9 protein-coding genes are annotated in these 13,132 nt (G+C 56.1%); 3 read left to right on the top strand and 6 right to left on the bottom strand.

Features of this window, described 5'->3' with window-relative positions; translation table 11 throughout:
* Positions 1 to 10: 10 nt before the first annotated feature.
* The 4 genes from P8935_RS09610 to P8935_RS09595 form a co-directional block, all read right to left on the bottom strand.
* The gene (locus tag P8935_RS09610; RefSeq protein ID WP_348264778.1) at positions 11 to 586 is read right to left on the bottom strand and encodes an ECF-type sigma factor; all 576 of its coding nucleotides are present in this window, start codon (positions 584 to 586) and stop codon (positions 11 to 13) included.
* Between the two features lie 122 nt (positions 587 to 708).
* Positions 709 to 1,776: a hypothetical protein gene (locus P8935_RS09605; RefSeq protein ID WP_348264777.1), complete on the bottom strand. Its 1,068-nt coding sequence runs from the start codon at positions 1,774 to 1,776 to the stop codon at positions 709 to 711.
* Positions 1,777 to 1,840: 64 nt separating this feature from the next.
* Positions 1,841 to 2,188, bottom strand: a complete 348-nt coding sequence (locus tag P8935_RS09600; protein WP_348264776.1) for a hypothetical protein — start codon at positions 2,186 to 2,188, stop codon at positions 1,841 to 1,843.
* Between the two features lie 7 nt (positions 2,189 to 2,195).
* Positions 2,196 to 2,504 carry a hypothetical protein gene (locus P8935_RS09595; protein WP_348264775.1) on the bottom strand — a complete coding sequence of 103 codons (309 nt, stop codon included), beginning with the start codon at positions 2,502 to 2,504 and terminating at the stop codon, positions 2,196 to 2,198.
* Positions 2,505 to 2,827: 323 nt separating this feature from the next.
* Between P8935_RS09595 and P8935_RS09590 the strand changes: the two genes are divergently transcribed.
* On the top strand, positions 2,828 to 4,057 hold the full coding sequence (locus P8935_RS09590) for a hypothetical protein (protein WP_348264774.1): 1,230 nt from the start codon (positions 2,828 to 2,830) through the stop codon (positions 4,055 to 4,057).
* A 72-nt stretch (positions 4,058 to 4,129) separates the two neighbouring features.
* Here the strand turns inward: P8935_RS09590 and P8935_RS09585 are convergent, their stop codons facing one another.
* The gene (locus P8935_RS09585) at positions 4,130 to 7,672 is read right to left on the bottom strand and encodes a LamG-like jellyroll fold domain-containing protein (RefSeq protein WP_348264773.1); all 3,543 of its coding nucleotides are present in this window, start codon (positions 7,670 to 7,672) and stop codon (positions 4,130 to 4,132) included.
* A 350-nt stretch (positions 7,673 to 8,022) separates the two neighbouring features.
* Between P8935_RS09585 and P8935_RS09580 the strand changes: the two genes are divergently transcribed.
* Positions 8,023 to 8,493, top strand: a complete 471-nt coding sequence (locus tag P8935_RS09580) for a single-stranded DNA-binding protein (protein WP_348264772.1) — start codon at positions 8,023 to 8,025, stop codon at positions 8,491 to 8,493.
* A gap of 161 nt (positions 8,494 to 8,654) precedes the next feature.
* Here P8935_RS09580 and P8935_RS09575 read toward each other — a convergent pair whose 3' ends face one another.
* Positions 8,655 to 9,434 (bottom strand): acyloxyacyl hydrolase, encoded by a 780-nt coding sequence (locus tag P8935_RS09575; RefSeq protein WP_348264771.1) that lies wholly within the window; start codon positions 9,432 to 9,434, stop codon positions 8,655 to 8,657.
* A 250-nt stretch (positions 9,435 to 9,684) separates the two neighbouring features.
* On the opposite strand from P8935_RS09575, the gene P8935_RS09570 reads away from it, so the two are divergent.
* Positions 9,685 to 13,125, top strand: a complete 3,441-nt coding sequence (locus P8935_RS09570) for an acyl-[ACP]--phospholipid O-acyltransferase (RefSeq protein WP_348264770.1) — start codon at positions 9,685 to 9,687, stop codon at positions 13,123 to 13,125.
* The last annotated feature ends 7 nt before the right edge of the window (positions 13,126 to 13,132 follow it).

Raw genomic sequence — 13,132 nt, 5'->3', positions numbered from 1 at the left:
TCAGCGTGCGTTACATCTCATCCGGCGCCAGCCGTTCATGCAGCCATCCACGCACAAAGCGCAATTCGCGGTCCACAGTCGCCTTCGAAAGGCTGAGCAGTTCCGCAGTTTCGTCCGCGGTGAATCCGAGGAAAAACCGCAATTCCACCATCCTGCACTTGCGCGGGTCCATCTCTTCCAACTCCGCCAGCACGCGATCCAGATCAATCGCTTCAATGGGCTTGGAACCGATCCACGCCAGCTCTTCCGTCAACGGAATATTGAGATCGCCATCGCGCTTCTTCCGGCTTTGGTGCCGAGCCTGGTCCAGCAGTACGCGCCGCATTAACCGCGCAGAGAGACTGTAGAAGTGCTCGCGATCTTCAAAGCGAAGACTCCGCTGCCGAATCAACTTCAGAAAAAGTTCATTGACGACGCCGGTTGGCTGAAGAATGTTTTCCTGCCGCTCGTTTCGGAAGAGCGCGCCCGCGATTCGCCGCAATTGCGGATAGACCAAGTCAAATAATTCATCGAGAGCGCCAGGCTTGCCCGCAGTCCAGTCGCGCAGCAACACGGTGACTTCGCCTGCGTGATCCCCGGGGTCCATGAGCCGCAGCGAAGCCCTCCTGCACTGGAAGAGCCAGTTTACGGTCAAACCCGCGTTTCATCAACACAATCCCATGACGGCAACTACAGCAAGAAATTGCTTGCCAAAACCAATTCCAGAGATCACTGGATAACCTCATCCTTTTTCACATCGAGTTGCGAAGTCATCAGGCGCAGTGTGACCGGTAGACCGCCAACTGAGTTTGCCCCGTCGCGCGCAATCTTCTCGAACTGCTTCACGATAGCTGGGTCCTGCCATACGCCGTCTCTTACAACAAACGACATTGTTGTGTTGTTACTATGCCGCGACAAAAATACATCTGCGCCTCTTCCTTGGAAGAAATCGTCAGCCTTCAACGTAAGGCCGAGCGCGTGCGCCTGCGTCTGCGGAACGTCGCCATAGTAGTAAACGACGTCACCACCTTCTAACGCTTCACGGCCGATTATCGATTGAAACTTTACCTGTTTCTCTTTGTCAATGATTCGTAGCAGAACTGGAAACCCTCCCACGGAAGGGGCCGCCTGCCCGGTGATCTCTTCAAACGAAGAAACCAGCGAGGGGTCGTTCCATGAGCCTTCCTTCGCAACATACGAGATGACCGTGCCTTCGCTACCCTTGGCAAGGAAGACGCTGACACCGCGGTCGCTCAGGTACCCGCTTTCCTTCAGAGCGCTGCCCAGCGCCTCGGCTTCTTGTTTAGTCGCCGAACCGGAATAGAAGATTTCATCCTTGCCTCCGATCGTCAACTTTGACCCATTTGCGGCACGATCTGAGATTGAGGCGACGGCAAAGACCATTGCGACGATTACGGTGAAAAAGACCAAGCCCGATCCGAAGGCCAGTCCCTTCGATCCAAGGCGGCCACCCTTCTCGGCGTGCTCTTTCACAGCCTCGCCTTGCGCAACCCGTGCGATTTGCTGAACGGCAATCAGCAGAACCAGCGCAATGGGAGAGACAACCGCTCGCGGAAGATTCCACGACAAGGCGATCACGATGGAGGTAACAGCGAGCCCCACAAGCAGCGTTACGATCGCCATACCTGTCCTGCCAAGGCGACGATAGTTCAAAGCCATCAGTGACGCGCCCGCCACCGGCGTGCCAAACAAAGTAGCAAGGGCTACTGCTCCCGAGTCATACAGACTGTAGTTCGGCGTCACAGTTTGAATCGGTTGTGAAGAAATAGTGGACATCGCATCCTCGCTTTTGTTGTGGAGTTGGCTTCGATGAGTACGCGTCGGTCGCAGCGAAAATGCATCACCGGCGCTCTGCCTGGCTCTCCTGCTGAACTTTCTCAGCCTGCTTTTCGTCTCGGTATGCCTGCAGGCTTGTGCGCCCGTCGGGCAATTTCCAACGTCGCGCCGCGATGATGAACCAAACAAAATTAAGTGCGGCGAGCACGCAGCAGGCTACGTAGACCGGAATGAAGTAGCTGGCCGCCGGGTTCATCACGCTGACCGGCACGATGAGAATGGCGCACTCCAGCCCTCCGAATCCGAGCGCAAACACGAACTTGGACCAGCTCCACAGCCCAGCGCGCTGCTCATTTCGCACGCCCGCAACAATCACCACTATCTGCAACGCAAATCCCAGAAGAATCCACATAAGCTGCTCACCTTTCAAAACATGTCAGTGCTGATCCTGCACCAGCGGACTTGTCCGTAGCCAATTGGCGCAGGTAACGACGCACGCCCCAGATCATGAACCAGACAAAGGCAAGTCCGTCCAAGGCGAGCGTCGCGATGAAAAGAGGCTTGTATCCCGGATATTTTTCGTAAAGCAGCGTAACCGGTAGCCCCGTTCCATAAAGAAAAAGAACAAAACAAATCGCGATAGTCCAGATGCGCCAGTTCAGCTGCCCTTTGCGGGCCGCATCCCGCAGCACAAGCACGTCCCACACGATTTTGAAGATTTCAAACATCGTTGCCTCCTAGGCATCCGCGAATCCGTTGCGCTCAGCGACCGAGCGAGCCGACTCAAGTCCACTTGCGCCTCAGAGCGCCTGTATTGGGTAGGCGACAGAAACGAGAAAAATGACTCACTCGGACTCGAGGCTCTTACTGATAGCGCGGATTCGTGACATAAGACGTGCTCAGCAGACTTACACTTACGACCTAGCCCACCGAGCTGGACGGGGTTTGGGCTGGGTCGCCAGCAAATGACACAGTTTTCCTACATTCATCGCGTACCTGATGAAACGAAAACTTACCCATGTGCCGGAGACTATCCGGCAAAGGAGCATCCATGGAAAACCATCTCGCCGTCCTCAGCAGAATCGCCTTTCTATCCGCGCTCGTCCTTACAGGCTGCTTCAGTCAGTCCCGGTCCGCCGCCTCCGCCGCAAGCCGAACTGACGCCGCCTCGCCGAAAAGTACGACAGACGTCGAGAACTGGTCTTCTACGGTGTCTAAGCCGGTAACCGACCCCGTGATGAACATGACTGCCTACACTGTTCACATTCCTGCGGGCTGGAAGTTCACGGGGATGCTGGAGCGGATCCCTGGCTGCCACGGAACTCTTGTACCGGCAGACGGACTCGCCTTTACGGCACTTGCACCCGACGGCGTGACCGCTATTGAAAAGCTCCCCGGAACGAGCTGGGGTTGGTCCACGGATAGCACAAGCGGGCTCAACCCAAAATGCGGCTCTGTCAAAATCAATACTGCGGCCGAGTATTTATTGGATATCGCCATTCCCAACCTCCGGCCCGACGCCAGGAACATCGCCGTGGTCCCATTTACACCCGAAATGAAAGAAGGGCTCGCGAGATCGAATCAACAGGCGCAGGCCCAGGCTCCGCAAGGCATGAAGGCGATGATCGACGCCGCCCGCGTTCGCCTCCAATACACCTTGAAGGGTCGACCCGTGGAAGAGATTCTGTGGGCCACGATCCGTTGTAGCGAAATCGATATGCCGGCATACCAGATGCTCCATCGTGCAGCGGTCCAGCGTCATACCTGCAGTTCTCCAGGTATCGCGATCCGGCGCGCTCCGCAAGGCAGGTTGGACCCGCTGATCGGCAAGCCGCTGCCACCGCCGGAGATTGAGAGTCAATGGGATCAGGAGATCCAGCAAAAAATGCGCCAGCAGTTTGCCTCCTGGCAAAAGCAAAACGACGACATCTTCCGGGCCATCCAGAATCACTTCAAGGAAGTCAATGACAACATGATCGAGCAGGGAAAGAATTTTCAGGCACAGCAGAAATCGAGCTTCGACAATGCAATGGCTCGGGATCGTGCCACCCAGGGCGCAATCGACCATGCTGCGCAGATGCAGGTCCGCGACTCCCTCAACCGCCAGGATTTCATCGATCCCAACACCGGCCGGAAGATCGAGACATCCAATCAGTTCACACACAATTGGATCAGCTCTGACGGGCAGAGCGTAGTACTCAACAGCGACCCCACGTTGGATCCCAACGGCTTGATTGATCCTGTCCGCCAGAGTTGGACAGAATTGATCCCTGTGAATTGAGGTGAAGGCGCGAGTCACTGCAATAATCTGGGCGCACTCTCGGCGCGTCCCAGATTGCAGAGTTCTCAGACCTTACTTCACGTCGATAGTCCGGCTTTCGAGATTCCAGCCACGCAGGCCAATTGCAGGTTTAGCTCCGCCCGATGGAAACGCGATCGTCAGGCTGCGCTCTTCGTCGGGCAGGAGTGAAACATAGTTTTCGCTATAGTAAGCGGGAAGAATGCGCTCTCCTGTTGCGGCATCCTTGAGTGTGAGCCTGGTCATAAGCGCAGGAGTTGGGCTCGTATTGCGAATTTTCACTGTGGCTTTGCGCTCGCCGGCATCGGAGGAGACGGAAATGGAAACGGTGATCTGAGCTTTGGGTAAGCTGTTTAGCTCCCGGTAACTACTTTCATCTTTGGCCCACCAATAGAAGTTGTCGCTGACCGGCTTATCATTCGCATCCATGACTTTCAGCACGATAAGAACGGTGTGACCAGCAGCGAGTTTCGCGAGATCAGGCTTGCCTACAGCGGTGCGGCCATTGGAGACAGCTTCGATCTGATTGCTCTGATCGCTGAGAACCTTGCCATCGAGAGAGACAACTCGGGTTTCAACTTTGAACGATTTCGCATCGCTCAGGTTGATGAGGTCGACCGAAGTGTCGGTGAGGTCGAGCTGAGCATGAACCGGCTCGCAGGCCTTTTGCGTTCCATAGAAGCTGGATTGAGTGTCGTAGTCATGGCCAAGAAAGTTCCACTCAGTGCTGGGCCATGCGGATTGCGTCATCCAGATCATGCGCGCTGAGTTGGGCTGCCAAAGGTGCGCGGCAAAACCTTCGAAGATTGCACGATGAGCATCGTAATCAATCATCTGAGCTTTCCGCTCAAAGTCTTCGAAGCCTGTAGGCGCACCGAATTCTGTTGCCATGTGTTCCATGAAGGGAGCAACGGTCCCGTTTCCCTGCTGATGCCAATCGTGGTAAGCCCACGTATCGCTGATGGGCCAGCGATCGGGTTCGGGAATAAAAGCTTCGAGACCTTCAAGCGTGGGAACACTGGGAATGCCGAGTTCGACACTGAATCCGCGGTTAATACGGTAATAAGTATCGAGTGTTTGAAGTTGATAAGGACCGGAGTTGCGGAGATTCACCTGGTTGGAACTGCCGGTATAGTAGCGTGTATGGTCGAGCGTGCGCACGAGATTGGCGAGTCCCTCATTGATGATCGGCTGCGGGACGCCCTCGTTGCGCCCACACCAGATGACGATGGATGGATGATGGCGGAAGTGAAGTATGGAATCGCGCGCATTTTCTAGAAAGAGCTGCGGATCTTGCGCTTCGAGGTTATAGCCTTGGGTGGACTCCCAGAAGTCGTTCCACACCATCAAGCCATATTTGTCGGCTAGTGCGTAGAAATTCTCTTCGCTGTTCTGGCCCATCCAGTCGCGAATCATGTTGACATGCGCATCGCGATGAAGACGAAAATATGGTTCGAGGTTCTCGATACTTACGCGCTTGCGACTGTCATCCATGCCCCAGTTGCCGCCACGCGTTGCGATGCGCACTCCGTTTACTTTGATGACGAGATCGGTACCCGGCCATCCTCCTTCCACGGGACGAATAGAAGCAGAACCTTCAGCAACTGCTTCAAGCGAATGTACCCATGCGTGCTTCATCCAGTCAGCTAGGCCAGGGGTTTGGTTCGGCGTCTTATCGTCGATCTGGCGAATCCCTTCGTGGGTTTCGTTGATCAACGGAAGTGAAGCGTCGTGAGTACGGCTGGGAAGGACTTCAACGCGGCGGAGATGGCCAGTCTGGTCAAAAAGCGAAAGCTCGTAACTGACTTCGCGCATGCCGAAGTTGATTTGTTGCTGAGAACTGATCTTGCCGTCGGTCGTAAAGCGGACGTTCAACTGGTGCAACGCAGGATTTCCGTAGCCATTGGGCCACCAAAGTTGTGGATCGTGTACCTTGAGCTGGGGAAATTCACCAGTTTTTAGACGCACCACGGTTTCACCAGGTGCGAGGGTTACATTCTTTGTGACATGGACGTTATCGAAGATTGCGGTTATATCACCATTGATCGGCCCCTTCGATGAGTTGTTCATCGGCACTTCGATTTCGATGTCGGCTTCGCTGCGGTCCGGCTTCGGCAGTGTGGTAATCACATTGAGATCGCCGACTTCAACAGCGCCGGATGCAGTCAGTGTCACGTCCTGCCAGATGCCGGTGTTGCGATCGCGAATGCTGGGAATCCAATCCCAACCTTCTGTTGCGGAGAAGGTCGGTCCATCGAGGACTTGCACGCCGCCATTCTCGCCGGGACCGGCTTTGATGGACTCTTCCTGCGCCAGGCCAGGATGAGGTGGAGGGCTGACGCGCACGGCGAGTGCGTTTTCGCTGGATGCGGACACGAGCGAGGTCACATCGAATTTGCCACGCAGAAATGCGCCGGTAAATCCGCCAAGCTTCTTGCCGTTCAACCAGACTTCAGCCGCGTAATTCACACCCTCGAAGGACAGAGTAAGGTGCTGGCCTTGCGTAGCCGACGGAACTTTGAATGCGACGCGATACCAATAGTCCTGATGCGCGAGACGCTCGGGAATGGCAAGGTTATTCAGGCCATAATCGGGATCGGGATAGATGCCGCGATCGATCATCGTGGTGAGCACGGTTCCTGGAACAGTTGCAACCATCCAGTTGCCTGTTGAGAAGTCAAGCCTGGAGATCTGTTCCCCCGAGGCTTTGACTTCAGGAGCGGCCGCGAGTTTCCATCCTCCGCGGATCGTCCAAGGGTTTGTGCCGGTGAGTTCGGTGTGGAGATCGGCTGGGCGCAGCGGTATTGCGGAGGGCTTTTGAATTCCGCCTTTACCGCGAGGAAGCGTAGATGGATCCTGCAACTCTGTCTGGCCTGCCATAGCATGGGTCTGCACAGCCCAGTGCGGAGTGGCTTCTTCGTATGTTGGCAGAGAGAAATCGGGCTTAGTCGCGTAGACTGAGGCGACCTGACCGGGCGAAAACGCCTCGCGATAGATTCTAAGAAGGGCTATCCGGCCGCCGAAGTGATGCCGGTTTCCGCCCGACCCAGGTTGCGGAGCGAACTCGATGCGGGGGGCTACGCTTCCCTGCGCGATTGGAGCGGTAACCACCTGCTTCCCATCTGCATAAAGGATGATCGAATCTCCGTCGCTTACGGCGATGACCGAGTGCCATGTCGCCTCACTTAGCGGCATGTCAGCAACAGTCGGCTTGCCGAAGGCTTTGCCCAGCCAAAGAGCGAGCTGATTGTCGGTGATAGCGACGAAGCGCGCGTCTTCCCCATTGGGGTCACCAATGCCGGCCAGAAGCATGGTACCCGAAACGACGGGTTCGGCCGAGTGGAACCAGAAGGAAAGCGTCCATTTGGCACGGCCTTCAATAAGAGCCTCGCGTTGCTCGGGGGCATGAAATCCCATTCGGTCAAGGAAACCCGCAGCCCGCGGATCGATACCAGATGGAGCGGCGAGAGGCTTGCTGAGCCCGGAACCATCCGGAAGAACGATCACATTGTAGGGACCGTAGGCCTCCTCTGGTATGGACTGCGCGCCGGCGAAAGATCCTAGCGCAAACAGAAATGTCGCAAGTAACGAGAACACATGAGGGCGCAGCCCGATAGAGGACCAATTCTGATTTGAAGACGCTTTCGAAGGATTTTGCATGTCGCAGCCATGCTAAAGAATCCGATGGGGAATGAACAGGGCACAACTGAGTTACTGCATCTCGGGGAAAAACATCGAAATCGATGAGAATTCTAGAACAGAAGGGTTTACTAATGAATTGGCTGCCGCATAAAACAGGGAGGTGGCGGAACCATTTATACTTTCGAGGTCTGAAGAAGATTCGTGACAGGAGTCCACGGCAGGCTCATTGGGCGGGGCAGAGATGCTCTCAGCTCTATATTTTTTTTGACAGCTGAAATTACCCGCGGACAAAGGGAGCAAGCACCATGGCAAAGTCGGTCAATAAAGTAATCCTTTTAGGGAATGTTGGTAAAGATCCTGAGATTCGCTCTACCGGCGGCGGCACAATGGTCGCCAACTTCACTCTCGCGACTAGCGACCGTCAGAAAGACGCGCAAGGCAACTGGCAGGAACGCACCGAGTGGCACAACATGGTCGCTTTCACGCGACTCGCTGAGATCGTGCGCGACTACGTCAAAAAAGGCTCCAAGCTTTACGTCGAAGGCAAGATCCAAACGCGCAGCTGGGACGACAAAGAGTCCGGCCAGAAGCGCTATCGCACCGAGATCATCGTCAACGATATCTCCCTGCTCTCAGGCCGCGACGACGGAGGATCAGGGTCAGGAGGTTACAGCCGTCAGTCCGGTTCATCAAACAATGTCGACCAACGGTCACCGGCCGGCCACGACGACTACAGCCAATCCGCCGAAATCTCCGACGACGACATACCGTTTTAGAATGGATCTGCAACCAGTTCTACATTCTGACCCTCCCCAACTGAAATGGTTGGGGAGGGTCGCTGGTTTATATATAGATCATGCGTGGAGCGAATGCACCATAAGTTTCTTTGCACGGTCCACTCCAACTCCCGTGCAGAAAAAATCGAGCATTCAATTGGCTATTTCGCTTCCGATCTCGGTTTAGCTCTTCCCAACCGCATATAGAAGCCGAACATCGCACCCCAGACATTAATTCCATAGTTCACGACCTTCGGTGCCGAAAGGCTGGCATTCGAAACATGCATGTAGTTAGCACCGGCCGCCAGACTGAATTTAGGATTGAAGTTATACCTGGCCCCGGCTCCCATCATGTAGGTGAACGTCAGGTCTTCTCCCTGCGCATACAAGACGCCATCTGGTCCCTTGGCATTGATATCGCCGACTCCGCCGCGCATGTCAAAGTAAGGAGCGACTCGCCAACGGCGCGGCACAAAGTTATGCCGGATCCCAAAATCAAATGCAAAATATCGGGTTTCGGGTCCGCGCGCTATATCCGTATAACTCCCGCTGAAAGAAAAGTCGGTATTACCTCTGAGGATGCGTGGGCCGCCATCAATATTGCCCAGCTCCCATCGGATAGAGGCAACGTTGGGGATGAGTGTGTAATTCAGCGGCCTCCTCGTGTAGCTGTCACCGGTGATGAAGTTATAAACGAATGGAATGTTGATGGGTAGAAATCCGGTCTCCAATGAAAACTCGAGCCGGTTCTTGTAATAAATGTCCTCGTTGAAATCTGGCAATTTGGGATGTGCGCTCTGGCCAGGATTGACGCTGTCATCGGGCGGCGCGCTCGTCACTGGTTGATCCACTGTCCCCTGTCCGAATGCGCTCTTGCACAAAAGCAGGATTGCCAGCATCAGATATATCGGATATCGTGCAGACGCTCGGTCCCCAATCATGGATTCCTCAAAGACTCCGAATCATTCCTTTATTGCCGCATTGTCTTCCTTCCTGTGAGATGTCAATTGACGCTTCCGCGTTTTGAACCGGCAGATATTTCCAGACGATCATCGACTTTCAAATGACCTAGACGCATAGACGGCCTGTGCGCAGGGACCTGCATTCTCACGCGATTCGATGCATCTTTTGATGTAGTTACGTTTCCATGCTAGCCCGCACTATAATCGTCGCTACCTACCCGAGCCCTTTATGCGAACAGCCGATTCCGCGCCTCAACCGGCCCCTCTTGTCCCAGACGTTCAGCGCAGCGAGCGCGGCTTCTGGGCATTGATTGCGACCCAGTTTCAGGGCGCATACAGCGATAACATCCTGCGTAACCTGCTGCTGGCCATGGTCGTCGGTATGGGCCTTGGTAAGGATGAACGTGACACCTTTGTTGCCACCGTCACTTTCCTGTTCTCGATGCCATTCGTGCTCTTCAGCATGACCGGGGGTTGGCTCGCTGATCATTTCAGCAAGCGCCGCGTCACCATCTGGACAAAGGTGATGGAAATCGCAGCCATGACTGTGGCGACTGCGGGACTCGCTATGCACCAGCGCACGCTCACGCTAGTCGCCCTCGGTCTGGTCGCAACGCAGGCCGCTCTCTTCGGCCCGTCGAAGTATGGACTTCTCCCAGAACTGCTTCCGGCCAAACGGCTCTCATGGGGCAATGGCGTTATCGAACTCGGGACGTTTCTCGCCATCATCATCGGCACCGTCACCGGCGCAGCGATGGCCGAACACTTCCATGGTCACGAGATTTACGCCGGATATGCGCTCCTCGCGCTCGCTTGCGCGGGACTCGCCACCAGCTTCGGCCTCGATCGCGTTCCCGCCGCTGCACCGGAGAAAAAATTTCGCATAAACTTTGTCGGCGACCTATGGCAACAGATCAAGATGATGCGCGCCGATCAGCCGCTCATCCTGGCCGTCCTCGGCAACACCTACTTCTGGTTCCTCGGCTCGCTGCTGTTCTCCACCATCATCGTCTTCGGCCCAGACGTTCTGCACATCGGCCAGACAGAGACCGGCTACCTCAACGCCTCCCTCGCCATCGGAATAGGCATCGGCAGCATGATCGCCGGCCTTCTCAGCGGCAACAAAATCGAATACGGACTCATCCCGCTCGGCTCCATCGGCATGACGTGTACCGGCATCGCGCTAGGTACTATGCACGTCGGCGTCATCGGTTCGGCCGTTCTGCTTGGAACTCTCGGTTTCTGGGCTGGCTTCTTCGCTGTTCCCGTAAACGCGCTCATTCAGCATCGTCCTGCAGAGGAGAACAAGGGCGGAATCATTGCCGCCGCAAATCTTCTGTCCTTCGTCGGCATCGCCCTTTCTTCCGGCGCCTACTTCGTCTTCACCAAATTCATTCATCTCAACCCACGCGGCATCATGCTTGCCGCTTCGGTGATTACCGCAGCCGGCACAGTCTACGTTCTCATCTTGCTGCCCGAATGGTTCGGCCGCCTCATCCTCTTCCTCGTCACGCACAGCATTTATCGCGTCAAGGTCCTTGGCCGCGACAACTTCCCTGAGAAAACCGGCGCGTTACTCGTCTGCAATCACATGTCGTTCGTCGACGTGGCGCTTCTGATCGCATCAACAGATCGTCCCATCCGCTTTCTCATGTACAAGGGCATCTACGAGCACCGCGTCATCAAGCCCTTTGCGAGCATGATGAAAGCCATCCCCATCTCCAGCGAACAGCGCCCCCGCGAGATGATTCGTTCACTCCGCACCGCAAGCGAGGCCCTCCGCCAGGACGAGATCGTCTGCATCTTCGCCGAAGGTCAAATCACGCGAACCGGCCAGATGCTCCCCTTCCGTCGCGGACTCGAGCGCATCATGAAGGGCGTCGATGCCCCCATCATCCCCGTGAACCTCGACGGCGTATGGGGAAGCATCTTCAGCTTTGAACGCGGTCGTTTCCTTTGGAAGGTGCCGCGCCGCATTCCCTACCCCGTCACCGTCAGCTTCGGCACGCCAATGCCGCCAACATCGTCGGCTCTTGCCGTCCGCGCCGCCGTGCAGGAACTCCAGGCCGATGCATTCCGTGAGCGCAAAAGCCGCATGCGTACGCTCGATCGCGCCTTCGTCCGCACCGCGCGCCGCTTCCCTCTGCGCTTCATGATCGCCGATGGCAAAACTCCAAAAGTCCGCTTCTTCTCCGCGCTCACCAAGACCATCTATATCGCGCGACGACTGCGTCCAACCATCGGCGAGCAGCAGATGATCGGACTCTTGCTGCCGCCCTCGGTCGGCGGAGCACTCACCAACTACGCGCTAACGTTGCTCGGCCGTGTCCCAGTTAACCTCAACTACACCGCATCCAGCGAAGTCATCGCTTCCTGCGCAAAACAGTGCGACGTCGATGTCGTCATCACCTCGAAAGCCTTTGTCGAGCGCTTTCCTAAACTCGAAATTCCGGGCCGCACCATCTTCCTCGAAGATGTACTGCAGTCCCCACGCTCCGGCGAAAAACTTGTCGCTCTGCTGTTCGCATCCACCATGCCGCAGACTCTCCTGCGCAAAGCCATCGGCGCCGTTCCCGGCAAACGTAACGTGGACGATCTCGCCACCGTTATCTTCTCCAGCGGCAGTACCGGTGACCCCAAGGGCGTCATGCTCACGCACTACAACATCGCGTCCAACATTCAGCAGGTGTCGCAAGTCTTCATGCTCGATGGACGAGACAAGATCCTCGGCATCCTTCCCTTCTTTCACTCCTTCGGATTCATGGCGGCCTTGTGGATGCCCGCCGCTAACGGTGTTGGCGTCGTTTACCACCCCAATCCGCTCGACACCAAAGTCATCGGCGAACTGGTCGCGCAATACCACGTCACCTTCCTCATCGCCACGCCTACGTTTCTGCAGGCCTACATGCGCCGCTGCTCGCCTGAGAGTTTTGGCAGCCTCCAGTACGTTCTCGTGGGCGCTGAAAAACTCGCCGATCGCGTCGCCCTCGCCTTCGAAGACACCTTTGGCATCCGTCCGCTCGAGGGTTACGGCTGCACCGAGTGCTCACCCGTGGTCACCGTTAATGGCCGCGACTTCCGCGCACCGGGTTTCCGCCAGGTCGGCGCGCGTCGCGGAAAAATTGGCCATCCACTTCCAGGCGTCACCGTCAAAGTCGTCGACATCGATACCGGCGAACCCGTCACACCCGGAACTCCCGGCATGCTGCTCGTCAAAGGTCCGAATGTAATGAAGGGTTATCTCGGCAAGCCGGAGAAGACAGCCGAAGTTCTTCACGACGGCTGGTACACCACTGGCGACGTCGCCATCATGGAAGAGGATGGATTCCTCACCATCACCGATCGCCTCTCCCGTTTCAGCAAAATCGGCGGCGAGATGGTCCCTCACATCCGCATTGAAGACAAGCTGCAGGAATTGGCCGGCGTCACCGAGCAAGTCTTCGCTGTAACCGCGCTGCCCGACGACAAGAAAGGCGAACGCATCGTCGTCATCTCCACGCTTTCAACTGAGAGACTCGCCCCCGTGATTGAGAAGTTCGCGCAGTGTGATCTGCCTGCACTCTGGAAGCCACGCTCCGGCGCCTTCTTTCATGTGGATGCGCTGCCCATTCTAGGCACCGGCAAAATCGACTTGCGCGGCGTTAAAGCGCTGGCTGCCTCAATGGCCTGATGATGTT

Origin of the sequence: Telmatobacter sp. DSM 110680, from assembly GCF_039994875.1 — a bacterium.
Lineage (GTDB): Bacteria > Acidobacteriota > Terriglobia > Terriglobales > Acidobacteriaceae > Telmatobacter.
This window is presented reverse-complemented; position numbering and strand designations above follow the sequence as displayed.